This is a genomic window from Pseudonocardia sp. CA-107938 (genome assembly GCF_050936315.1).
Taxonomy (GTDB): domain Bacteria; phylum Actinomycetota; class Actinomycetes; order Mycobacteriales; family Pseudonocardiaceae; genus Pseudonocardia.
This window is the reverse complement of the sequence record NZ_JBNJNA010000001.1, coordinates 59,710-83,205: the sequence shown is the minus strand read 5'-3', so window position 1 is coordinate 83,205 and position 23,496 is coordinate 59,710. Positions and strand designations below refer to the sequence as shown.

Here is a 23,496-nt window from a genome sequence, read left to right as displayed (position 1 = left end):
TCAGACTCCTTCGTCGATCAATCTCTGGTCCCGGCCGCGCTGGCGGAGCTTGCGCCCGACCGCGGTGAGCACGAGCGGCGAGAGCAGCGGCGCGACCCGCGGGCCCACCGCCTTGCGCAGCTGCAGGGTGCCCCACTCGGGCAGGCGCTGCGCATCCTCGCAGGTGTCCCGCGCGAACGTGACGAGCTCGTCGACGGCCTGCGTGCCACCGTTGCCGCGATCGTAGGCGCGCCCGGCGCGCAGTAGCGCCTCCTTGGCCAGGCGGCGGCGGAACAGCCGGTCCAGCTCGGGCACGTCGGGCAGCAGGTCGCCGTGGTTGGTGAGGATCTCCTCGAACGTGAGCGACCGCATCTGGAGGTCCTTGAGGCCCAGGTCGTGGTCGTAGTAGTCGCTCGACATGTTCGACTCGTGCACCCGGAACACGCCCTGGTCGGCGCCGGAGACGAAGCCCACGTCGCCGTACAGGGCGAGCTTGAGCCACATCTCCAGGTCGGAGGTGTGCAGCATCTTCGGGTTGTAGCCGCCGACCTTCTTCTGCAGGTCGGTTCGCACCACCACGGTGGGGGAGAACACCGGGTTCGAGGCCGCGTCGAACCGGCCCTTGATCCACGAGTGGCCGTCGTAGACGATCGGCCGCCACGCGCCCTGCCGCAGCTGCGGGCGCGGGTTCTGCACTTCCCAGCGCGGGGCGTGGCCGTAGCAGAACGCGACGCTGGGGTTGGCGTCCATCAGCTCGGTGGCGCGGCGCAGCGCACCGGCGTTGAGCTCGTCGTCGGCGGAGATGAGCAGGGTGAGCGGGGCCTCGGCCCACTCGAGCACGCCCTCGTTGAACGTCGCGATGTGCCGCTTGTTCTCGGTGTGCTCGCGGGCCTCGACGCGAGGATCGGCTGCGGCCAGCTCGCGCGCCACGTCGGCGCTGCCGTCGCCGGACGCGTCGTCGATGATCAGGACGCGGACCTCGACGTCTTCCTGGCTGAGGATGCTGTTGACGCAGTGGGGGAGGAGGTGGCCGTACCGGTAGCAGGGCACGACGACGTCGACGGAATTCACTGACGAACCTCCGGGCGGGGGATCCGGGGGAGCTGCGCTGAGCGGGGAAGCCCGGAGTCTACGACGAAACCGCCTGAAGTCGACCAGAGGAGTCGTCGAGGACATATGCCTCGTCGCCGTCGGCGCAGCGCCACACGCCCGCGTCGTCGGCCACGAGGCGGGCGCCGCACTTCCCGACCCAGCCCTTGTGGACGGCCGGGTTGCCCGCCACGAACGAGTGCGGCGCGACGTCGCGGGTGATCACGGCGCCGGCGCCGGCGAACGCGTACTCGCCGATCTCGGTGCCGCACACGACCACGACGCCCGCCCCGAGCGACGCACCGCGCCGCACGGTGGTGGGCACGACGTCGTCGGGGCCGAACGCGGTGCCGGAGCGCGGCCGTAGGTCGTTGGTGAACAGCACGTTGGGGCCGAGGAACACGTCGTCCTCGACGGTCACGCCGCGCCACACCAGCACCGCGTTCTTCACGGTGACGCGGTCGCCCAGCACCGCGCCGTCCTCGACGAACGCGCCGTCGCAGATGTTGCAGTCCCGGCCGACGACGGCGCCCTTCAGGACGTGCGCGAACGCCCAGACGCGGGTGCCGTCGCCGACCTCGTCGGACTCGCAGAGCCCCTGCGGGTGGACCTTGACCGTCATGAGACGGCAGCCGTCAGGACCTCGACGACCCGCTGCTGCTGCTCCTCGGTGATCTCCGCGTAGAGCGGCAGCGTGAGGATCTCGTCGGCCATCTTCTCGGCGACGGGGAAGTCGCCGCGGACCTTGCCCAGGCCGGCGAACGCCTCGGTGAGGTGCACCGCCACCGGGTAGTGGATGCCGGCGCCGATCTTGGCCTCGTGCAGCTTCGCGAGCACGCCGTCGCGGTTCTGCACGCGCACGACGTACAGGTGCCAGACGGGCTCGTTGCCGGCGGCGACGGTCGGCGTGACGACGCCCTCGACGCCCTTGAGCAGCGTGTCGTAGCGCTCGGCTGCGGCCCGGCGGGCGGCGTTCCAGCCGGCGAGGCGCTTGAGCTTCGCCGAGAGCACGACGGCCTGCAGCGTGTCGAGGCGGGAGTTGAAGCCGAGCACGGTGTGCTCGTACTTGCGCGGCGAGCCGTGGTCGCGGATGAGCCGGACCTGCTCGGCGAGCGCGTCGGAGTTGGTGATGACGGCCCCGGCGTCGCCGTAGGCGCCGAGGTTCTTGCCCGGGTAGAAGCTGGTGGCGGCGATGTCGCCGAGGGTGCCGGCGGGCACCCCGTTGCGCGTGGCGCCCTGGCTCTGCGCGGCGTCCTCGAGGATCGGCAGGCCGGGGGCGGCCTCCTTGATCTTCTCCACCTCGGCGGCCTGGCCGTACAGGTGCACCGGGATGACGACCTTCGTGCGGTCGGTGACGGCGGCGGCGACCTTGGTCGGATCCAGCAGCGCGGTGTCGTCGGTGCAGTCGACGAGCACCGGGGTGGCACCGGCGCGGGCCACGGCCTCCGCGGTGGCGATGAACGTGTTGGCCGGGATGATCGCCTCGTCGCCGTGCCCGACGCCGAGGGCGCGCAGCGCGAACTCGATGGCGTCGGTGCCGTTGCCGACGCCGATCACGTGGTTCGCGCCGAGGAACTGCGCGTACTCCTGCTCGAACGCGCCGACGGCCGGCCCGTTGATGAACGCGGTGCGGGCGAGGACCTGCTCCCAGCCGGCCGCGACCTCGTCCTGGATCTGGTCGCGCTGGGCGCCCAGGTCGACGAGCGGGATCGGGGTGGGGTCAGTCATCGGGACACTCCGGTGGGGACGCGCACCGCGGACGCGAAGGCGTCGACGACGCGGTGCTGGTCGGCTTCGGTCAGCTCGTGGTGCAGCGGCAGGATCACCGTGCGGCGCGTGAGGTGCTCGGTGACGGGCAGCTCGACGTGCGGGTGGCCCTCGTACGCGGGTTCGAGGTGCGCGGCCATGATCCCGCGGCGGCCGGAGACCCCGGCGGCGGCCATGGACTGCAGCACGTCCTCCGACGAGGGGGCGTCCGCGGGCAGCTCCACCCAGTAGGACTGGAAGTTGGCGGTGCCGAACTCCGGGTCGCGCACCGGCCGCACACCGAGCGGGGTGAGCAGCTCGTCGTAGCGGGCGGCCAGCTCGCGGCGGCGGGCGATCATGCCGGGCAGCCGCTGCAGCTGCACCAGGCCCATCGCGGCCTGCATGTCGGTCATGCGGTAGTTGAACGCCGTCTCGAGGTACTGCTCCAGCTTCACGCTCCCGGCGGCGTGCCGGTCGGCCGCCGAGACGGACATGCCGTGCTCGCGCAGCCGCCGCAGGCGGGTGGCCCACTCGGGGTCGTCGGTGGTGATCATGCCGCCCTCGCCCGTCGTGACGAGCTTGCGGGGGTGGAACGACCAGGCGGCCAGCAGCGCGCCGGTGCCGACGGGCTCCCCGTTGAGCGTGGAGCCGGCGGCGCAGGCCGCGTCCTCCAGCACCGGGATGTCGCCGGCGACGGCCTTGAGGGCGGGGATGTCGGCGGGCTGCCCGCCCTGGTGCACCGCGAGGATCGCCTTGGTGCGCGGCGTGATCACCGACGCGACCGAGGCGGGGTCGAGGTTGCCGTTCGACGCCTGGACGTCGGCGAACACCGGGGTGGCGCCCACGTAGCGCACGCAGTTGGCCGTCGCGATGAAGGAGAACGAGGGCACGATCACCTCGTCACCTGCGCCGATGCCGAGCAGGTGGATCATGAGGTGCAGGCCGGTGGTGCAGTTGGACACCGCGATGCCCTCGGCGGCACCGACGGTGGCGGCGAAGGCCTTCTCGAACTCCGCGACGCGCGGCCCCTGCGCCACCCACCCGGAGCGGACGACCTCGGCGACGGCGGCGGCCTCCTCCTCGCCGAGGAGTGGCTTCATGACGGGAATGACGGGCAGGTCCCCGCTCACAGGTCGCCTCCTCGGGCGCACGTCACACATGGCTGGGCCCGTTCACACACGTTCGAACGTGTGTGAGGGGGCCCAGCGGTGTGTGAGGTCGTCGTGGTCACAGCTTGGTCCCGGCGGCCGTCTCGGCCGTCCACCACTCCACCAGGCCCTGCAGCCCGGACTTCATGTCGAGCGTGGGGCGCCAGCCGAGCTTGTCGGCGGCGTGGCTGATGTCGGCCAGCCGGCGGGTGACGCCGTTGACGGCGCGGGCCGGGCCGTGCTCCGGCTTGAGGTCCGAGCCCATGACGGCGAGCAGGTCGTTGGCCAGGCCGACGAGGCTGGTCTCGGTGGCGCTCGCGATGTTGAACACGTCGTCGGTGACGTCGGCCTGCGCGGCCAGGATGTTGGCCCGGGCGATGTCGTGGACGTGCACGAAGTCCATGGTCTGCAGCCCGTCGCCGAAGATCAGCGGCGGCTCGCCCTTGGAGATGCGCTCCATCCAGCGGATCAGCACCTCGGTGTAGAGGCCGTAGGTGTCCATCCGCGGGCCGTACACGTTGAAGTAGCGCAGCGCCACGTAGTCGAGGTCGCGCATGGCCTTGAAGCTGCGCAGCATGCCCTCGTTGAACGCCTTGGCGGCGCCGTAGAACGTGTCGTTGTTGTACGGGTGGTGGCGCTCGGTGGTCGGGAACTCCTCCGCCAGCCCGTACACCGAGGCCGACGACGACGCGATGACCTTGCCGACCCCGGCGTCGGCCGCGGCCTCGATCACGTTGAACGTGCCGTCGACGAGCGACTCCAGCGCCAGGCGCGGATCCTCGGCGCACTGCGTGATGCGCAGCGCGGCCAGGTGGAACACCACGTCCTGGCCGACGGTCTGCTTGCGCACCAGGTCGACGTCGGCGATGTCGCCCTCGACGAGCACGACCCGGTCGCCGCCCGCCGCGAACGCCTCGGCGAGGTTCTCCCGGCGGCCGCGCACGAGGTTGTCCAGGACCGTGACCTGGGCGGCGCCCGCGGCCACCAGCTGGTCGACCACGGCCGAGCCGATGGTTCCGGCCCCGCCGGTGACCAGGATCCGCTGGCCCTTGATCGGCTGTGCGGCGGTCATCTCACTCACCTCCGTTGGATCGCGCGACCTCGCGGATCGGGACGAACGCCCCGCCGCTGGCCAGGCTCTGCGACGCCGCCTCCAGCGTGGCGAGCACCTGCAGGCCGGCCCACCCGTCGGTGAGCGGCGCGCGCTTCTCGTTGATGGAGGCCACGAACTCGGCCATCACGCCGCGCAGCGCCTCGTTGTTCGGCATCGCCGGCGCGACCATGTCGCCGTTGCGGTAGGCGACGATCGTGGCCGCGCGGCCCTCGGTGTCGAGGCTCGCGGCGCTGATCTCGGCGCCCGAGTCGTACACCGACAGCTTCTGCGTGACCGACAGGTCGTCCCACACCACCATGCGCTCCGACCCGCCCACGATCATGTTGCGGATCTTCGTCGGAGACAGCCAGTTGACGTGCACGTGTGCGAGCACGTCGTTGGACAGCTTCACCGTCAGGTAGGCGACGCAGGCCCGGCCGGCGCCGACCGGGTCGGAGCCCTGGGCGGCGACCTCCACCGGCTTCACGTCGTCGGGGAGGATGTTCTCGAAGATCGACAGGTCGTGCGGGGCCAGGTCCCACAGCACGTCGACGTCGCGCTGGATGAGGCCGAGGTTGATGCGCACCGAGTCGAGGTACTGCAGCTGCCCCAGCTCGCCGCCGCGCACCATCTCGCGCAGCTTCGCCACCGCGTTCGTGTAGCAGAACGTGTGGTCGACCATCAGGACCAGGCCGAGCCGCTCGGCGGCCTCCGCGAGCGCGAGGCCCTCGTCGAAGGTGGGCGCGATCGGCTTCTCCACGAGCACGTGCTTGCCGGCTTCCAGCGCAGCCATCGCGACGGCGAAGTGCGTGGCGGCCGGCGTGGCGATCGCGACGGCGTCGACGGCCGGGTCGGCCAGCACCTCCTCCACCGACGTCGACACCTTCACGGTGGAGTACTCGCCGAGCACGCGCCGCGCGCGGCTCTCGTCGAGGTCGCAGAGGTACTCGACGCGCATCGACGGTGTCGCCTGCGCGTTGCGGATGAGGTTCGGCCCCCAGTAGCCGGCGCCGATGACCGCGACACCGAGTCGCGGAGGCGTGGATTCCGTGGTCGCGGCGGCGGTCACGCGGTGGGTCCTCTCGGCAGGCGATGCGGATGCCGGACGACGGCCCGTCGGGCCGCCCGGCCGGCCACCACTATCGCACTCGGCAGAATCCACCCTGCAGGTGCTCCGCGCGGCCGACTGCGCTGACGCACAACCTGACGTGCCCACGCACACGTCCGACCATGTGCGTGGGCACCAGGAGGTGTGCGTGAGCGGTTGTCCTCAGCCACGACGAGGGCCGCAGGGTGCCGCGTTCCGCTCCTCGAACGCGCGGCGCAACGCGTCCGTGGTCGAGCGCAGGGCGGGCCCGGTGACGATCTCCTGCAGCGGGCTGACCCGGACGTTGCCCACGGGCAGCCAGCGCGCGAAGACGCAGGGCCAGACGTCGCCCGTCGGCCCGATCGCGACCTTGCCCTGTGCGCAGCCGCCGCAGAGCGCGTCGACACCGGACGGTCGATGCCCGGTTCCGCGCCCGGCCCGCACTGCCGGGATGCGCGATTCGTGCTCCTCGAGCTCGTCGGAGTAGTAGCTGGTCGTGAGCCGTACCCGGGGGAGCCGTGCCGGGACGCGGACGAGGTCGCTGAGCACCTCGACCTCCATGCCGGCCTGCAGTGCGTGGTCCGCGAGCGTGGGGAGTGCCGGCTCGCCCCCGATGAACTGCACCATCGCGACGCCGAGCGCGGCGGCCTCCTCGATCACGCGGTGCCAGTCCTCGATGGTCATCGTTGCGGGGCCCGCGCTGGGCCCGGGTCCGGCGATCTCCAACCAGACGAAGGTCGGCCCGGTCATGCGGCACGCGTCCCGTCGAGGAGGTGGTGCACGACCTGCCAGACGTGGCACGGCCAGCGCGACGGCAGGCCCCATCGGCTGCGGCAGGTGGGGCAGTGGGTGCCGTGGAACGGCATGTGCATGGCCAGCAGCTCGCGCAGGCTGGATGCGGCCCGCCGCAGCTCCTGGGCCGTCCAGCGGTCCCGACCGTGCTCGGCGGCGAGGTCCAGCTCGTGCAGGCGCCGGCGCACCTGGCGGTGCAGCCGGACCGCCGCGACGGGGAGGTGCCGGGGCAGGGACTCGGCGCGGAGGAATGTGCGGTGCCGTGGGGCCAGCACGGGTTCGTCCAGTTCGTCGCCGCACTTCATGCGTTACTCTCCCTCATTCGGCGCCAGGTCGAGCAGGGTACCGCATCGATATCGGTGGAGAAAGGTGGACGATGGCGAACTCGCCAGTAGTGGCCGCGTGGGAGCTGGGCGTGCGGCTCCGGCAGTGCCGGGACGCCGCCGGGATGACCACGACGACGGCCGCCAAGGGGGCCCGCTGCACGCAGGGCTACGTCTCCGACGTCGAGCGCGGCAACACCCGGGTGAGCCTGGACAAGCTGAACGCCCTGCTGCGGATCTACGATGTCGAGGCGGGCGAGGCCGCCGAGCTCCGCGCGCTGCGCGAGGAGGTGCTGCTACGCGGATGGTGGCAGGAGTACTCGGCCATCTTCGACCCGGTCGTGCTGCGCATGTTCGGGCTGGAGCACGGGGCGGTCACCGTGCGGGCTCACCAGAGCCTCCTCATCACCGGCCTGTTGCAGACCACGGAGTACGCGCACGCGCTCGGCGGCGGCGACCCGATCTTCCGATCGGCCGACCTGCAGCCCCGGATGGAGGCGCGCATGACGCGCCAGCGCCGCCTCGACGGCGAGGATCCGCTTCGGCTCTCCGTGGTCATGAGCGAGGGGGCACTCCGCCAGCAGGTCGGGGGACCGGAGGTGATGCGGCGCCAGCTCCAGCACCTCGCCGCGACGATCGACACGCACGAGAACGTCGACGTGCGGATCGTGCCCTTCACGGCCTCGCGGTACTCCGCGCTCGGCGCGGGCACCTTCCACATCTACGAGTTCGACAGCCCGCGGCTGCCCGCGGTGCTGTACCAGGAGAGCGTCTCCTACGCCGAACTGATCGACAGGGCGGCGCTCGTCCGCGAGTACAGTGTCGCCTGGGACGACGGCGCCCAGGTCGCGCTGGACAGGGAGCAGAGTCTGGCGCTGATCCGCCGGGTGGAGACGGAGATGTGATGTCAGCGGACGTCGACGCCGCTCGCAGGGCTGACGGCTGGTTCACCTCCAGCTTCAGCAACGGGGGCAACGAGTGCGTCGAGGTCCGCTTCGACGGCGACGACGTGCTCGTCGCCGACTCCAAGCAGCACGGCCGGGGCCCGGAGATCCGGTTCGCCCGCGCCGCGTGGGACGCCTTCGTCGCGGCGGTCGTCGGGGGTGGCGCTCCGGCCGGCGGCGACCTGGCCGTGGTGCCGGGCGCCGACGGCGGTCGGGCGCTGGTCGCGTCGACGGGCGTCCGGCTCGAGTTCACCGCACGCGAGTGGGCCGCGTTCGTCGCCGGCGCGCGGAACGGCGAGTTCAGCCTCGTCAACGCCTGACCCGCGGCCGGACGACTTCGCAGAGCCGAGGTCGTCCTCGCACGAGTTCGAACCTCTGCGAGGACGTCTCAACCTCTGCGAGGACCGGGTGGTTCACCGTGACCTCCCGCACGCCGCCCGTGTTGTAGGAGCGTGGGGCAGACCGTGGGCCGGATCACTCGGCGTGTGCTGCGCGGCGTGTCGCGCCCGGCCGCGGCCGCCCGCGGCGCGCTCCGCCGCCTCCCCGCGCCGGCGCGGCCCCGCCAAGGAGGCGTGTTCCGGCTGGTCAGGACGCTGCCGCCGGCATCCCCCGGCCGCGCAAGGAGGGGGCGACGGCGAGGCTCCGCGCCGATGCAAGTTGCTCCGTTCGGCCCTGGCGGACTGCTCTCCCGCCGATCTCAGGGGCAACCTTTCGCGGCTCCGCGGCGTCTCTCTTCACGTATGCGCGACGTGCGGCGGCACGGCGAGGTCATCTTCGGGGACGGTCTCACCGGTCACGCACCGTGCGACGCGACCGGTGGCCGCCGGTGGCGTAACAGGCTCGGAAGTGTCGGCGATCGGTCTGGTGGAGGCTGTTCGACGACGAAGGCGCGATCTCCCGCCCGTCGCGGGGGGCTGAGCGTTTCCAGCCGCACCGCAGACACGAGGGACAACGGGGGATAGACCAGAATGGCCACGATCACGCCGGGCCGGATCCGTGCGTTCACGACGCTGGCCGGGCCGATCACGGAGCCGCCACCGGGCGAGTACCGCGTGGCCTACCAGCGCGTCGGCTCGCAGAGCAGGGGTCGCGTGCTGCGCACCATGCTGGTGGTGCTGGCGAACGTCGCGCTCGAGGTCGGCTTCGTCATCTGGCTGCTCGCGCCCGCGCACCACCCCGAGTACGACGAGTACCGCTGGTGGGTCAACGCCGCCAACATGTTCGTGCTCTGCTCGGTCGCGCTGGTCGAGGGCCTGCGCCTGGTGAACGTGTTCTCGCTGTCGCTGGCCACGCTGCTGGCCCGCGACCCCATCCCGGTCCGTCCCGACCCCCGCATGCGGGTGGCCTTCATCACCACGATCGTGCCGGGCAAGGAACCGGTCGAGATGGTGCGCCAGACCCTGCACGCGGCGCGGCGCATCCGCTACCCCGGCCGCCTGGACGTCTGGTTGCTCGACGAGGGCAACGACCCCGGCGTCAAGGCCATGTGCGAGGCGGAGGGCGTGCGGCACTTCAGCCGCAAGGGCATCGCCGAGTACAACACCAAGAAGGGCGCCTTCAAGGCGAAGACGAAGCACGGCAACTACAACGCCTGGCTGGACCGCCACGGCCACCGCTACGACGTCTTCATGTCGGTCGACCCCGACCACGTGCCCGTGCCGGAGTACGCCGAGCGGATGCTGGGCTACTTCCGCGACCCGGACGTCGGCTACGTCGTCGGCCCGCAGTGCTACGCCAACGACGAGCGCTTCGTCACCAAGGCCGCGGAGTCGCAGCAGTTCCCGTTCCACTCGGTGATCCAGCGCGCGGCCAACGCCTACGGCGCGCCGATGCTCGTCGGCACCAACAACGCCGTGCGCATCGAGGCGCTGGGCTGCGTCGGCGGCCTCATCGACTCGATCACCGAGGACATGGCCACCGGCCTCGCCATCCACTCGCGGCGCAACCCCTCCACGGGCGGGCGCTGGCGGTCGGTCTACACCCCCGACGTCGTCGCCATCGGCGAGGGCCCGTCGTCGTGGGGCGACTACTTCGGCCAGCAACTGCGCTGGTGCCGGGGCACGTTCGAGCTGCTCATCGGCCCGTTCTGGCGGCGGATGCACCGGCTGGGCAAGTTCCGCCCGCTGCACTACATGCTGATCGCGGCGTTCTACCCGTCGATGGCGGTGGGCTGGATCCTCGGCTGCGTCAACGCGATGATCTACCTGACGGTCGGTGCCACCGGCATCGTCGTGCCGCCGCAGCTGTGGCTCGCCCTCTACGTCGACGCGACCCTGTTCCAGCTCTGGGTGTACGTGCGCAACCGCAAGTACAACGTCAGCCCGTTCGAGCCGGACGGCTCGCCGGGCCTGCGCGGCATGGTCATGTCGGTGCTCACCTCGCCGATCTACGCGGCCGGCATGATCGCGACGATCCTGCGCCGGCCCGCCCGCTTCGTCGTCACGCCGAAGGCGCTCGCGTCCACCACCGACACGGTCTGGACGTTCTGGCGGCACCTCATGTGGGCCACCCTGATCGGCGGCTCGATCGCGGCCGCGTTCGTGCTCGGCTACGCCAACTTCGACGTGCTGATGTGGCCGTCGCTGGCGCTGCTGATCACGGTCACCCCGATGGTGCTGGCGTGGCTCGACAAGCCCGAGACGCAGCCCGGTGTCGTGCCGGCCCCGCGCACCGAGCTGTCGCCCGAGCTGGCCTACGAGCTCGATCCCGAGCGGACCGTGAAGATCAGGGCGGTCGCGTGAGGAAGGCCATCCGCGGGCTGCTGCGGCAGCTCAACAAGCGTCGCAAGATGATCGCGCTGATCGTGCTGCCGGTGGTGCTGCTCGCGGTGAACGTGCCGCCGGCCATCGCCTTCGTGAAGGAGATGCAGCACCAGTGGCTGATCGACAGCCCTGAGTACAAGCGCCAGTACGGCCGGTGGGACGTCATCGACCTGCCGGAGGACGTGCAGGTCAACGCCATCCACGCGGCCCTGCTGCCGACCGGGAAGCTGCTGCTCATCGCCGGTTCGGGCAACGAGCAGAAGCAGTTCGACGCGGGCAAGTTCCGCACTCTGGTCTACGACCCGGTCACCGGGCAGACGAAGCTCGTTCCGACCCCGGCCGACATGTTCTGCGCCGGGCACGCGTTCCTGCCCGACGGCAAGCTGCTCGTCGCGGGTGGCACGCAGCGGTTCGAACTGCTGCCCCCCGCGGTGAAGTTCGCCGCCGGCGCGATGCGGGTGAAGAACGAGAGCCCCGACAAGGGCCACGACTTCCCCAAGGGCACCGAGTTCGTCTCGCCCGACGGGCGCCGGTACAAGGCCACCAACGCGTTCTCGGTGCCGCCGGCGGCGAAGGTGCCGGTGAACCCGCGCAAGCCCAACGGGCCGGTGACCGTCCAGGCCAGCGAGACCAAGGTGTTCGTGGAGTCGGAGACCGAGGGCCCCGCCGGCGTCACCGACGTGCCGGCGCAGTACACGATCACCGGTCTCGAAGGTCTCGACGTCAACAACCTGTACGGGCTCGCCGAGAAGCTCAACCTCGACAAGCAGGACTTCCAGGGGATCGCCGACTCGTTCGAGTTCGACCCGTTCACCGAGCAGTACGTCCGGGTCGGCGACATGAAGTACAAGCGCTGGTACCCGTCGCTCCTGGGGCTGCCGGACGGGCAGATCCTGTCGGTCTCCGGGCTCGACGGCGTCGGCCAGATCCTCAACGGCGACAACGAGACCTACGACCCCGTCACGAAGGTCTGGACCGAGCGCAAGGACCTCTACCAGTACTTCCCGACCTACCCGGCGCTGTTCCAGACCGCGACGCCGGACGTGCTGTTCTACTCGGGCTCCAACGCCGGCTACGGGCCGGCCGACAAGGGCCGTGACCCGGCCTTCTGGAACCTGAAGAAGAACACCATCACCACGGTGCCCGGGCTGCGCGACCCCGACCTGATGGAGACCAGCGGGTCGGCGTTCGTCGGGCCGGTGCAGGACCAGAAGGTGGCGGTCTTCGGCGGCGGCGGGGTCGGCGAGTCGCCGAAGTCCACGGCGCGCATCGACGTGATCGACCTGAAGGCGGCCAAGCCGGAGTTCAAGCCCGGACCCAACCTGCCGGCGCCCACGCGCTACCCGAACGTCGTCCAGCTGCCCGACGACTCGCTGCTGATCTCCAACGGCTCCCAGGACTACCGGGGCAAGCACGCCAGCTGGAACTACCTCGCGAGCATCTACCACCCCGACACCAACACGATCACGCCCGCGGCGGATCCGACGGTCGGCCGGGACTACCACTCCGAGGGCATCCTCCTGCCGAACGGGCAGGTCATGACCATGGGTGGCAACGCGCTGTTCCGCGACCCGGAGGACCTGAAGCCGGCGACGTTCGAGAAGCGCCTGGAGATCTTCACCCCGGCGTACCTGTTCAAGTCGCCGCAGCCGACGATCGCCGACGCGCCGAAGACGGTGCCGCTGGGCGGCTCGATGACCGTGTCCAGCCCGGACGCGGCCCGCATCACGAAGGCCCGCCTGGTGCGGCCGAGCGCCGCCACGCACGTCACCGATCTCGAGCAGCGCACCGTCGCGCTCGACGTGGCGAAGAAGCCCGACGGCACCCTGACGCTGGGGGTGCCGAAGGAGGACACGATCGTCCCGCCCGGCTTCTACATGCTGTTCCTGGTGGACGACCAGGGCGTTCCGTCGATCGCGAAGTGGGTGCAGGTCACGCGATGACCAACCGGCACGGCCGCCACGAGCGCAGCGCGGTGGACGCCGAGCAGGAGCGGCCCGAGATCGCCTACGGGCCCGAGTACGCGCCCGGCTACGACGCGGACCGCCGTCCGCGCCGCCGGCTGGCTCTGGAAGACTCGCCTCCCGTGCGGACCCGTCGACCCCAGGCGCTGCTCTTCGGAGCCGTGGCCGGAGCGATCGCGGTGGCGCTGGTCGTCGTGTTGATCACCGTCCTCAGCGGTGGGGGGCAGGAGGAGCCCGGTCCCACCGGCAAACCGCTGCCGTCGGCGACGGGCCTGTTCGTCGATCCGAGCTCGCCGGCCGCCCTGCAGGCGCAGGAGTGGCAGGCGCAGGGCCGCGCCGAGGACGCCCGGCGGATCGGCGCCATCGCCGCCCAGCCGGTGCCGCTGTGGGCGACCGCGCCCACCGGGCACGTCGCCGCGCAGGTCACGGCCTACGTGAAGAAGGCGAAGTCCGCAGGTCAACGGCCGTACCTGGTGGCCTACCACGTGCCCAACCGCGACTGCCAGAGCTTCTCGGCGGGCGGGGCGGAGAACGCGAGCGACTACGCGGCGTGGATCCGGGAGCTCGCCGGCGCGATCCAGGGCACCGAAGCGCTCGTCGTGGTGGAGCCCGATGCCGTCCCGCACGAGGTGTCCGGTTGCGCGGGCGGCAAGGCGCAGGAGCGCTACGGCCTGCTCACCGACGCCGTGCAGGTGCTGAAGGGCGCCGGTGCGAAGGTGTACCTGGACGCGGGCAACCCCGGCTTCGTCACCGACACCGGGGCGATCGCGGACGCGTTGAAGCGCAGCGGCGTCGAGCACGCCGACGGGTTCAGCCTCAACGTCGCGAACTTCTACGAGACGAAGGACAACATCACCTACGGGCGGAAGATCTCCGACGTCCTCGGTGGCACGCACTTCGTGATCGACACCAGCCGCAACGGCAACGGCCGGCCCACCACGTCGGGCACCATCAACGGCGGACCCGCCTGGTGCAACCCGCCGGGCCGCCAGATCGGGCAGGCGCCGACGCTGTCGACCGGCGAGGACCGGGTCGACGCCTACCTGTGGATCAAGCGACCCGGAGAGTCCGACGGGTCGTGCCGCGACGGCGAACCCGCCGCCGGCCAGTGGATGCCCGACTACGCGCTCGGGCTCGTCTCCAAGGTCTGATCGTGACTGCTGTTCCCCGCTGGGCCGGCCTGCTCGCCGCCGCCGTCGCCCTGTCCGTCACGGCGTGCTCGTCGCCGACCACCCCGCCGAAGCCGTTGCCCGCGCCCGCGCCGACCACCGCCGGCCCGACGCAGGACGGAGCCGCGGCCCTGTTCGTCGACCCGGACACGGCGGCCGCCAAGCAGGTGCAGCAATGGCGCGCCGAGGGCCGCTCGGCCGACGCCGACCTCGTCGCGAAGATCGCCGCGCAGCCGCAGCCGGACTGGCTGACCAAGCCGACCGGCCACGTCGAGGACGAGGCCCGCAGCTACGTCGAGAAGGCGAAGGCGGCCGGCAAGCGGCCCTACTTCGTGACGTACCACATCCCGGGACGGGACTGCAACAGCTACTCCGGCGGCGGCGCCGACGACAGCGACGACTACCGGCAGTGGTCGAAGGAGGTCGCCGACGCCGTGCGCGGCTCGAACGCGCTGATCATCGTCGAGCCCGACGGGGTGCCGCAGACGATCTCGTGCGGCAAGGGCGAGAGCCGGCTGGACCTCATCCGCGACTCGATCGGGCAGCTGAAGGACGCCGGCGCCACCGTCTACCTCGATGCCGGCAACCCCGGCTTCATCGACGACACCGACCAGCTGATCGACGCGCTCAAGCGCAGCGGCGTCGACCGCGCCGACGGGTTCAGCCTCAACGTCTCCAACTTCCGGGAGACGAAGGACAACCTGGAGTTCGGCAAGGAGCTGTCGTCCGCGCTCGGCGGCAAGCACTTCGTCATCGACACGGGCCGCAACGGCAACGGCGGCGTCCCCGGGGACGTCAACGGCGGCCCCGGCTGGTGCAACCCGCCCGGCCGCGCCCTGGGCGTCGCGCCGACGTTCGCCACCGGCGAGCCCCTCGTCGACGCCTACCTGTGGGTCAAGCGCGTCGGCGAGAGCGACGGCGACTGCCGCCCCGGCGAGCCGCGGGCGGGGCAGTGGATGCCGCAGTACGCGCTGGAGCTGGCGAAGAACGCCAAGAACTGACCTCACACACCGCGTGCGGTCCGCACACACGTTCCAGCATGTGTGAGGACCGCACTGGCTGTGTGACGTCGTTCGGGACCGGCCGCTTCACGGCACGGTGCGGAGGAACCGGCGCAGCTCGGCGTTGAAGGCGTCGGGCGCCTCCAGGTTGCACGCGTGGCCCACTCCCGGCAGCAGGACGAGCTCGGAGTGCGCGATGCCGGCGTGGAGCGCTTCGGCGACCGGACGTGGCGCGCGTACGTCGGCGTCGCCGTGGATCAGCAGCGTGGGCACCGCGACGGTCGGCAACACCGCGCGCAGGTCCGCCGCGGCGAACGCGTCGAGCATCGGACGCATCCCGGCGGCCCGGACGTCGAGCATGATCGAGCGGACCAGGTCGAGGGTCTCCGGCGGCACCGCTCCGGCGAAGAACCCGGGTAGGTAGCTGTCGATCCAGGTCGCGGGCGGGCGGGCGAGCTCGCCCAGCAGCCGGTCGCGGCGCGCCTCGATCTCCTCGGGCGGCAACGATCCGCGCCAGCCGGCGTAGGCCGAGGCCAGCACCAGCGACCGCACGATGCGCGGATGCCGCTCGTACACCGCCAGCGCGAGGCCACCGCCGAACGACAGCCCGCACAGATGCACCTGCCCGAGACCGAGTGCGCCGACCAGGCCGGCGACGGCGTCGGCGTAGTCCGCCATGCCGGCCACCGGCGGGGTGTCGGCAGAGTCGCCGCACCCCGGGGCGTCCCACGCGATCACGTCGAACTCGTCGCAGAGGCCGGCGAGCTGCGCCCGCCACTCCCGCCCGTCGCTCAGCGCGCCGTGCAGCAGCAGGAGCGGGTGGCCGCTGCCCGCCCGCCGGACGGCGATCGCGCGGCCGCGGACGTCGATGATCATTCGATGCTGTGTGAGTGGCTCAGCCGAGCGGGCGCATGTCCGCGTCCAGGGTGCCGGCGGCCTGGCGGTCGGTGAGCACCGCGAGCCGGGTGAACCGGCGGTCGAACGCCTCCTGCGTCAGCTCGCGCTTGCGGTACTCGGTGACGAGCTGCTCGGCGCCGTCGGGGATCGACCACGCGGCCTCGAACCCCAGCTCGGCGCGGGCGCGGGAGAAGTCGACGCGGTACGAGCGGGGGTCGTTGCCGGCCTCCCCGGTGATCTCCAGCTCGGCGCCCGGCACGGCAGCGACGACCGCCTGCGCGATCTCGGCGACGGTGGCGTTGTTGCGCTCGGTGCCCACGTTGTAGGCCCGCCCGCGGACGACGTCGGCGGGCGCGGCCAGCGCCGCCACGACGGCGCCGGCGATGTCCTCGGCGTGCGCGAGCGGCCGCCACGGCGTGCCGTCGGAGAGCACGGTGACCCGACCGGTCAGCACGGCGCGGCCGACGAGGTTGTTGAGCACGATGTCGGCGCGCAGCCGCGGGGAGAACCCGAACGCCGTGGCGTTGCGCAGCGAGACCGGCACGAAGTGGTCGTCGGCAAGCTCGACGAGGTCGTCCTCCACCCGCACCTTCGAGATCGCGTACGGCGTGACCGGCTTGAGCGGGGCGTCCTCGCCGACCAGCTCGTCACCGGACTGCGCGCCGTAGACCGAGCACGTGGAGGCGTACGCGAAGCGGGTGACGCCGGCCTCCTTCGCCAGGCGCGCGAGCCGGGTGGACGCGTGGTGGTTGATCGCGTACGTGATCTCCGGCGCGAGCGAGCCGAGCGGGTCGTTGGAGAGCGCCGCCATGTGCACCACCGCGTCGAACCCGCGCAGGTCGTCGACGGTGACGTCGCGCAGATCCTTCGCGAGCCCAGGCACGTCGGGCACGTCGAGGTCGCCGAGCACGCACGCGGCGAACAGCCCGCTGTCGAGCCCGGTGACCGCGTGTCCGGCGGCGGTGAGCACCGGAGCCATGACGGTGCCGAGGTAACCCTGATGTCCGGTCAGCAGTACACGCACGCCCATCGGGTCGTTCTCGCCGGCGCGGACGTTATCCGGCGACCCGGCCGAAGCCGATCGCCAGCTTCGCGACGTGGAACGCCTCGGCGTAGCGCGCCCCGCACTGCACACCGCGGACGCGGGCCAGCCCGGTGAACGTCTCCGCGTCGAACCAGCCGCGGCCGTGCTGGGAGCCGTAGTGGGCGTGCAGCTTGGTCACCTTCTCCTGCAGCACCGGCTCGGCGAGCGGGAGGTACACCGACGGCTGGATGAGGTCGCCGTCCCACTTGAGGATCTCGTAGCCCAGCGCGAGGTGGTCGCGGTAGACGGTCGGCACGAGCTGCGCCAGTGCCCGGTGGTCCTGGTGGGCGTCGTGCGGCGACGGGGCGATGACGAGCTCGGGGTCGCCGCCGCGGCGCAGCTCCTCCAGCGCCTGCTTGGCTCGGCCCCACTGGGTCGGCACGCGGCCGTCGGGCAGGTCGAGCACGGTGACGTCCAGCTCGGCGCCGGGACAGAACGCGCGCAGCGCGCTGCGTTCCTCCTCCTCGCGCAGCGAGCCGCCGCCGGTGAGCACGAGCGCGGTGACGGCGACGCCGGGGTGGGCCCGGCACAGCTCCAGGAGGGTTCCGCCGGCCCCGATCGCGATGTCGTCGCAGTGCGCGCCGAGCGCCACGACCCGCTCGAGGTGTTCGGGGAGCAGGTTCAGCATGCGCTCACGGCTTCACGATCTCCAGCTGCGGGATGGGGAACACCAGCGCGCCGCCCCAGTCGCGGACGTGCGCGAGCTGCTCGGTGAGCTCCGCGCGCAGGTTCCACGGCAGGACCAGCACGTAGTCGGGCCGGTCGGCGTCGATCTGCTCGGGCGGCAGCACCGGGATGCGGGTTCCGGGGGTGAACCGGCCGTGCTTGTACGGGTTGCGGTCCACCGTGTAGCGCAGGAGGTCGGGCCGGATGCCGCAGTAGTTGAGCAGCGTGTTGCCCTTGCCGGGGGCGCCGTAGCCGACGACGCTGCGGCCCGACCGCCGGGCCTCGATGAGGAACGCGACGAGGTCGTCGCGGATGCGGGCGACGGCGTCGGCGAACCCGGCGTGCCCTGCCACGGTGTGCAGGCCGGCGGCCTCCTCGGCGGCCAGCACGTCGCGCACCCGCTGCGACGGCTCTCCCGCCACCGCGTCCGGCCGGGCCCACATGCGGATCGAGCCGCCGTGCGTGTCGAGCAGCTCGACGTCGACGAGGGTGAGCCCGCCCGCCGCGAGCGCCCGCTGCCCGGTGAGCAGCGTGTAGTACTGGAAGTGCTCGTGGTAGATCGTGTCGAACTGGTTGCGCTCCACCAGCGTGAGCAGGTGCTGTACCTCCACCGACACCCAGCCGTCGTCGGCGACGAGCGCGCGCAGGCCCTGGGTGAAGCCGACGAGGTCGGGCACGTGAGCGTAGACGTTGTTGAGGCACACGAGGTCGGCCCGGCCGTGCTCGGCCGCCACCGCGGCGCCCGTCTCCGGGCCCAGGAACGCGGTGTGCGTGGGCACGCCCTTCTCCCGCGCGGCCGCGCCGACGTTGGCCGACGGCTCGATGCCCAGGCAGCGGATGCCCCGGGCGACGACGTGCTGCAGCAGGTAGCCGTCGTTGCTCGCCACCTCGACGACGAACGACTCGGGGCCGAGCCCGAGCCGCGCCACCGCGTCGTCGACGAACCGGCGGGCGTGCTCGACCCACGACGTGGAGAACGACGAGAAGTACGCGTACTCGGTGAACGTGTCCTCCGGGGTGATCGTGGGCGGCAGCTGCGCCAGCAGGCAGCGGTCGCACACGCGCACGTGCAGCGGGAACGTCGCTTCGGGGGCGTCCAGCGCGGCGGCGGTGAGGAACAGCTCGCACGGTGGGGTGGCGCCCAGGTCGACCATCGTGGTCAGTTCCGTGCCGCCGCACAGCCGACAGACCGTTCCCCCGCGAGACGCTTCGATCACGGCCTCAAACTCGGTGCTGGACCGCCAAAGCGTTACCGAGGGTGGCGACGACCCGGTCCACGTCGCCGGTCGTGAGGGCGGGGTGCAGGGGCAGCGTCAGCTCCCGGGCCCCGAACTCCTCGGTCCGCGGCAGCTTGCGGGCCGGGTCGACCGTGCCGTACGCGGTGAACAGGTGGACGGGCGGGTAGTGCACGCTCGACTGGACCTGGGCGGCCCGCAGCGCCGCCATCACCGCGGCCCGGTCGGTGCCGGCCGGCAGCAGCACCGGCAGCAGGTGCGCGGTGGTCGGGTGCTCCGCGGTGAACGGCACGGTGACGGCAGGCAGCTCGGCGGCGAGCGCCGCGCGGTAGTGCGCCGACAGCTCGCGGCGGCGCGCGTTCCACTCCGGGAGCCGTTCCAGCTGCACCAGCCCCAGCGCGGCCCGCAGCTCGTCCATGCGGAAGTTGTGCCCGCACTCGACGACGTCGTAGCCGACCGCGCGGCCCCGGTCGCGGTCCAGCGTGCTCGCCGTCATGCCGTGCGCGCGCATCCGCCGGGCGCGTTCGCGCCGGTCCGGGTCGGGCACGAGCAGCATCCCGCCCTCCGCGGTGGTCATGTTCTTGTTGGTGAAGAAGCTGAACGCGGCCGGTCCGTGCACCCCGGTGGGCGCGCTGGTGCCCGCGCAGTGCGCCGCGTCCTCGACGAGCACGAGGTCGTGCTCCTCGGCGAAGGCGCGCCACGCGGTGAGGTCCATCGCGTAGCCGCCGAAGGGCATCACCACGACCGCACGGGTGCGGGCGGTGAGCCGGCGGCGCGCGTCCGCGAGGTCCAGGTGCGGCGTGTCGGGCGCGACGACGTCGACGAACACCGGGCTCGCCCCGACGGCGACGACCGCGTTGACCGTGGCGACGAACGTCATCGACGGCACCAGCACCTCGTCACCGGGACCGATGTCGTGCGCGGCGAGCGCGAGGTGCAGTGCCGCAGTGGCCGAGGAGACGGCCACGGCGTCCGGCACGTCGTGCAGCTGCGCGAACGCCGTCTCGAACGCCCGGACCCGCTCGCCCATCGTGAGCCAGCCGCTCGTGATCACCTCGGCCAGCGCGTGCCGCTCCGCCTCGCCGAGGGTGGGAGCGGCCAGCTCGATCAGGGGGAGCACGTCAGGCACACAGAGCACCCTACGAGGCCGGTGCTCCCAGCTTCGCCACCAGCTCGCGCCACGTACCCGCGGTGCGGTCCCGGTCGCTGATCGCCGTGACGGGCAGGGGCCACGCGATCGCCAGGTCGGGGTCGTCGTGGCGCACGGCGAGGTCCTCGGCCGGGTCGTGCGGCCGGTCGATCCGGTAGCAGACGTCGGCGACCTCGGTGAGCGCCTGGAACCCGTGCAGCAGCCCGGGCGGCACGTACAGGTGGTCGAACGTCTCGTCGTCCAGCGTCACCGTGAGGCTCTGCCCGAACGTGGGGGAGTGCGGGCGCGCGTCCACGAGCACGTCGAGCACCGCGCCGTGGGCGCACCGGACGAGCTTCGCCTCGCCGCGCCCGCCGCGCCCGTGCAGGCCGCGGATCGTGCCGCGACGCGACCGGGACTGGCTGTCCTGGAGGAACGACGCCGGATGCAGACCGTGTTCGGTTGCGAGCTCTGCGTCGAATGTCCGGGTGAAGAAGCCCCGTTCGTCCCGATGCGGAGTCGGGCGAAACACCACGACCCCGTCGAGCGACTTGGCGAGTACGTCCACGCGACGTTCGTCGCGTGTGGAGGAGGATTCGTTATGGCGGCCGTTACCCGGGGCGCCGTCGTGTGCCGGTACTGCCGGTCCACGGAAGGGAAACACGTTCTCGATCTGGGGTTACAGCCCGCATCCGAATGCTTCCCGATCGTGACCGATCCTGGCCCGGACCCGATGTCGCCGCTGCGGCTCTGGTGGTGCGCCGGCTGCGGGCTCGCCCAACTCGCCGACGACACCGACCTGCCCGAGCGGCCGGAGGGCGACGAGCCCGACGCGCTGGTGCGCCAGCGCCGCGACGCGGTCGCCGAGCTCCGTGCCGCGGGCCTGTTGCGCGCCGGCGCGACCGTCGCCGAGGGGGCGACGCCGCACGGCGGCACCTGGCTGCCGAACCTCACCGAGCTCGGGCTCCGCCCGATCGCCGAGGGCGAGCGCGCCGCCGACGTCTTCGTGGACGGGGTGTTCGGCATGATGCACGCCGTCGATCAGGCGGCGGCCCTCGACGCATCGCTCGCGCGGCTCGCTCCGGACGGGTTATTGCTCCTCCAGTTCCACAGCCTCGCCGCGATCGTCGGTCACGAGCAGTGGAACGCGGTACGCCATGGGCACTACGCCTACTACTCCACTCCGGTGATACAGCGGATGCTCCGTGACCGCGGTCTGACCCTCACCCACGCGTGGACCTTCCCGCTGTACGGGGGAACCGTCCTGGTCGCCGCGAGGCGGGGTGCGGCGGCCGCGGTGGACGCCTCGGTCGAGCGCACCATCAGCGCGGAAGTGGCCGCCGGCGTGCTGGACCCCGACGCGCTCGCGGGGCTGCAGCATGCGGTCGACAGATCGACGAGCACGCTCGGGCACCTATTGGACACGAGCAGTGCCGAAGGCCGGGTGGTCTACGGATACAGTGCGGCATCTCGCGCAGTGGCGTTGCTCCATTTGACCGGTGTCTCGAAACGCCGGCTTCCGGCCGTCGCCGATTCCTCTCCGGGAAAGCACGGTTGTCGAATGCCCGGCACGGACGTTCCCGTCGTGTCCCCCGCGGAACTGGTCGCCGCCGCCCCTGAGCTGGTGATCTTGTTCGTCCCCGATCTGCTCGCCGAGGTGCGCAGAGCATTGCCCGAAGTCGAGCGACAGGGCGGTCGGTGGATCGATCCCGGGGTGATCCGACTGCCTTCTTCTCGCGTAACGCCGTGACATTCCCGGACGAGTGAGTGGAGGCCCCAATCGTCACGTCTCAGGGCAGTAGGGCATTCGGAGCAGTACCTGCGGCACCAGCGAGGGGATCCGTGTCTTTCGAACTCGGCTTGAACGCTCAGCGCTCGTCGCCGGCGATTCCTCAGGAGTCGACGACGAGCGCCCGGCCGGTCGTGCACGGCGACCGGGTGGTCCCGGCACGCGATCGGTGGGAGTCCCGCTACGTCGCCGCGACGGTCGCGGCGGACCTCGCCGCGATCACCCTCAGCGTCGTCGTCGGCTACGTGCTCGGCCTGGGCAGCCACATCCCGCAGCTCGGTTACGTGTCCCCGGGTGTCGGGGTCGTGGCCGGGCTGCTGATGATCGGCAGCCTGCTGGCGTGCCGGGCATGGGACCCGCGGATCCTCGGGCAGGGCTCGGAGGAGTTCAGCCGGCTCCTGCGGGCCGTCGTCACCAGCGCGGTGCTGCTCGGTCTCCTCGGCCTGGCCTTGCAGGCGCTGGCCGCCCGGCCGTGGGTGTTCGGGCTGATGCCGATGGCCGGTGTGCTGGCCGTGGGCGGCCGGCTGGTCCTCCGGTTCAACCTGAGCCGGCTACGGGCCCGCGGTCGCTGCGTGCTGCCCGTCCTCGTCGTCGGCACGCCGGAGGCCGTCGGCGACCTGGTCGACCGCACCCGCCGTGACGGCACCCGCGGCTGGGTCATCACCGGTGCGTGCACGCCCACCGGGCGGGCCCAGCACGGCGACACCGACGTCCTCGGCGTTCCCGTCCTCGGCGACCTGGACGCCGTCGTCGACGTCGCGAACGCCGGCCGGCACCGCATCGTCGCGGTGTGCCCCACCCCTGGCTGGTCGCCGAAGCGGCTGCACCAGCTCGCGTGGCAGTTGGAGGGCAGCGATGCGGAACTGGTCGTCGACGCCGGCCTGATGGAGGTCGCCGGCCCGCGGCTGCACGTCGAACCGGTGGACGGGCTGCCGTTGCTGCGGCTGACCAAGCCGACGTTCTCCGGGATGTCGTGGCTCGCCAAGCACGTGGTCGACCGGCTGGGCGCGTTCCTGCTGCTGCTGGTGGTGGCGCCGCTCTTCCTCGCGGTCGCGCTCGCCATCAAGCTCGACGGCCGCGGCCCGGTCTTCTTCCGGCAGGTCCGGGTCGGGCGGCACGGGCGCGAGTTCACGATGCTGAAGTTCCGCTCGATGGTCGTCGACGCCGAGGCGCGGCTGGCCGACCTGCTCGCCGACAACGACGGTGCCGGCCCGATGTTCAAGCTGCGCGCCGACCCGCGGGTCACCAGGGTCGGCGCGGTGCTGCGCCGGTTCTCGATCGACGAGATGCCCCAGCTGATCAACGTCCTGACCGGGCAGATGTCGCTGGTCGGGCCGCGCCCGCCGCTGCCGGAGGAGGTCGCCAGCTACGGCTCGGCGGCGCAGCGCAAGCTCCTCGTCCGGCCCGGTCTCACCGGGCTGTGGCAGATCAGCGGCCGCAGCGACCTGTCGTGGGAGCAGTCAGTGCGGCTCGACCTGCGCTACGTCGAGAACTGGAACCTGGCGCTGGACGCCCACATCCTCTGGAAGACCGTCGGCGCGGTGCTGACCCGCCGCGGCGCGTACTGATCCACCCCCAGACCAGCACGAGAGGCGCGTT

The 23,496-nt window shown here is 71.9% G+C and carries 22 protein-coding genes; 8 read left to right on the top strand and 14 right to left on the bottom strand.

What is annotated here, in order from left to right:
* The 8 genes from ACQEVB_RS00395 to ACQEVB_RS00360 form a co-directional block, all read right to left on the bottom strand.
* Positions 1-1,050, bottom strand: a complete 1,050-nt coding sequence (locus tag ACQEVB_RS00395) for a glycosyltransferase family 2 protein (RefSeq protein WP_432963135.1) — start codon at positions 1,048-1,050, stop codon at positions 1-3.
* A 58-nt stretch (positions 1,051-1,108) separates the two neighbouring features.
* Positions 1,109-1,690 (bottom strand): acyltransferase, encoded by a 582-nt coding sequence (locus ACQEVB_RS00390; RefSeq protein WP_432963132.1) that lies wholly within the window; start codon positions 1,688-1,690, stop codon positions 1,109-1,111.
* A complete protein-coding gene (locus tag ACQEVB_RS00385) occupies positions 1,687-2,796 on the bottom strand; it encodes a DegT/DnrJ/EryC1/StrS family aminotransferase (RefSeq protein ID WP_432963129.1) in 1,110 nt (369 codons plus the stop codon). The genes ACQEVB_RS00390 and ACQEVB_RS00385 overlap by 4 nt, the downstream gene beginning before the upstream one ends.
* Positions 2,793-3,914 (bottom strand): DegT/DnrJ/EryC1/StrS family aminotransferase, encoded by a 1,122-nt coding sequence (locus ACQEVB_RS00380; RefSeq protein WP_432963126.1) that lies wholly within the window; start codon positions 3,912-3,914, stop codon positions 2,793-2,795. Before ACQEVB_RS00380 ends, ACQEVB_RS00385 begins: the two co-directional genes overlap by 4 nt.
* 127 nt (positions 3,915-4,041) lie before the next feature.
* Positions 4,042-5,034 carry an NAD-dependent epimerase/dehydratase family protein gene (locus ACQEVB_RS00375; RefSeq protein ID WP_432963123.1) on the bottom strand — a complete coding sequence of 331 codons (993 nt, stop codon included), beginning with the start codon at positions 5,032-5,034 and terminating at the stop codon, positions 4,042-4,044.
* Between the two features lies 1 nt (position 5,035).
* A complete protein-coding gene (locus ACQEVB_RS00370; protein ID WP_432963120.1) occupies positions 5,036-6,124 on the bottom strand; it encodes a Gfo/Idh/MocA family protein in 1,089 nt (362 codons plus the stop codon).
* Between the two features lie 201 nt (positions 6,125-6,325).
* Complete coding sequence (locus ACQEVB_RS00365) at positions 6,326-6,892, bottom strand: SPASM domain-containing protein (RefSeq protein ID WP_432963117.1); 567 nt, start codon at positions 6,890-6,892, stop codon at positions 6,326-6,328.
* The gene (locus tag ACQEVB_RS00360) at positions 6,889-7,239 is read right to left on the bottom strand and encodes a hypothetical protein (RefSeq protein ID WP_432963114.1); all 351 of its coding nucleotides are present in this window, start codon (positions 7,237-7,239) and stop codon (positions 6,889-6,891) included. Before ACQEVB_RS00360 ends, ACQEVB_RS00365 begins: the two co-directional genes overlap by 4 nt.
* Before the next feature lie 71 nt (positions 7,240-7,310).
* Between ACQEVB_RS00360 and ACQEVB_RS00355 the strand changes: the two genes are divergently transcribed.
* The 6 genes from ACQEVB_RS00355 to ACQEVB_RS00330 all read left to right on the top strand — a co-directional run bounded on the left by ACQEVB_RS00355 (position 7,311) and on the right by ACQEVB_RS00330 (position 15,097).
* Positions 7,311-8,162 carry a helix-turn-helix domain-containing protein gene (locus ACQEVB_RS00355; protein ID WP_432963111.1) on the top strand — a complete coding sequence of 284 codons (852 nt, stop codon included), beginning with the start codon at positions 7,311-7,313 and terminating at the stop codon, positions 8,160-8,162.
* Positions 8,162-8,521, top strand: a complete 360-nt coding sequence (locus tag ACQEVB_RS00350) for a DUF397 domain-containing protein (RefSeq protein WP_432963108.1) — start codon at positions 8,162-8,164, stop codon at positions 8,519-8,521. The genes ACQEVB_RS00355 and ACQEVB_RS00350 overlap by 1 nt, the downstream gene beginning before the upstream one ends.
* A 648-nt stretch (positions 8,522-9,169) precedes the next feature.
* Positions 9,170-10,942 (top strand): glycosyltransferase family 2 protein, encoded by a 1,773-nt coding sequence (locus tag ACQEVB_RS00345; protein WP_432963105.1) that lies wholly within the window; start codon positions 9,170-9,172, stop codon positions 10,940-10,942.
* On the top strand, positions 10,939-12,906 hold the full coding sequence (locus ACQEVB_RS00340; protein ID WP_432963102.1) for a galactose oxidase-like domain-containing protein: 1,968 nt from the start codon (positions 10,939-10,941) through the stop codon (positions 12,904-12,906). Before ACQEVB_RS00345 ends, ACQEVB_RS00340 begins: the two co-directional genes overlap by 4 nt.
* Complete coding sequence (locus ACQEVB_RS00335; RefSeq protein WP_432963099.1) at positions 12,903-14,078, top strand: glycoside hydrolase family 6 protein; 1,176 nt, start codon at positions 12,903-12,905, stop codon at positions 14,076-14,078. Before ACQEVB_RS00340 ends, ACQEVB_RS00335 begins: the two co-directional genes overlap by 4 nt.
* A 2-nt stretch (positions 14,079-14,080) precedes the next feature.
* A complete protein-coding gene (locus tag ACQEVB_RS00330) occupies positions 14,081-15,097 on the top strand; it encodes a glycoside hydrolase family 6 protein (protein ID WP_432963096.1) in 1,017 nt (338 codons plus the stop codon).
* 87 nt (positions 15,098-15,184) lie between these two features.
* Here ACQEVB_RS00330 and ACQEVB_RS00325 read toward each other — a convergent pair whose 3' ends face one another.
* Genes ACQEVB_RS00325 through ACQEVB_RS00300 form a run of 6 tightly spaced genes read right to left on the bottom strand, consistent with a single transcriptional unit; the run spans position 15,185 to position 20,676 of the window.
* A complete protein-coding gene (locus tag ACQEVB_RS00325) occupies positions 15,185-15,973 on the bottom strand; it encodes an alpha/beta fold hydrolase (protein WP_432963093.1) in 789 nt (262 codons plus the stop codon).
* A gap of 19 nt (positions 15,974-15,992) precedes the next feature.
* Positions 15,993-17,018: an NAD-dependent epimerase/dehydratase family protein gene (locus ACQEVB_RS00320; protein WP_432980016.1), complete on the bottom strand. Its 1,026-nt coding sequence runs from the start codon at positions 17,016-17,018 to the stop codon at positions 15,993-15,995.
* A gap of 31 nt (positions 17,019-17,049) precedes the next feature.
* Positions 17,050-17,706 (bottom strand): PIG-L deacetylase family protein, encoded by a 657-nt coding sequence (locus ACQEVB_RS00315; RefSeq protein WP_432963090.1) that lies wholly within the window; start codon positions 17,704-17,706, stop codon positions 17,050-17,052.
* Positions 17,707-17,710: 4 nt separating this feature from the next.
* On the bottom strand, positions 17,711-18,958 hold the full coding sequence (locus ACQEVB_RS00310) for a methyltransferase domain-containing protein (RefSeq protein WP_432980013.1): 1,248 nt from the start codon (positions 18,956-18,958) through the stop codon (positions 17,711-17,713).
* A gap of 7 nt (positions 18,959-18,965) precedes the next feature.
* Positions 18,966-20,108, bottom strand: coding sequence for a DegT/DnrJ/EryC1/StrS family aminotransferase (locus ACQEVB_RS00305; RefSeq protein WP_432963087.1), 1,143 nt, complete (start codon positions 20,106-20,108; stop codon positions 18,966-18,968).
* A 10-nt stretch (positions 20,109-20,118) separates the two neighbouring features.
* On the bottom strand, positions 20,119-20,676 hold the full coding sequence (locus ACQEVB_RS00300; RefSeq protein WP_432963084.1) for a dTDP-4-dehydrorhamnose 3,5-epimerase family protein: 558 nt from the start codon (positions 20,674-20,676) through the stop codon (positions 20,119-20,121).
* A 33-nt stretch (positions 20,677-20,709) separates the two neighbouring features.
* On the opposite strand from ACQEVB_RS00300, the gene ACQEVB_RS00295 reads away from it, so the two are divergent.
* Together ACQEVB_RS00295 and ACQEVB_RS00290 are read left to right on the top strand one after the other, a co-directional pair.
* On the top strand, positions 20,710-21,858 hold the full coding sequence (locus ACQEVB_RS00295; RefSeq protein ID WP_432963081.1) for a transferase: 1,149 nt from the start codon (positions 20,710-20,712) through the stop codon (positions 21,856-21,858).
* A 92-nt stretch (positions 21,859-21,950) separates the two neighbouring features.
* Positions 21,951-23,465 carry a sugar transferase gene (locus tag ACQEVB_RS00290; RefSeq protein WP_432963078.1) on the top strand — a complete coding sequence of 505 codons (1,515 nt, stop codon included), beginning with the start codon at positions 21,951-21,953 and terminating at the stop codon, positions 23,463-23,465.
* Positions 23,466-23,496 lie beyond the last annotated feature (31 nt).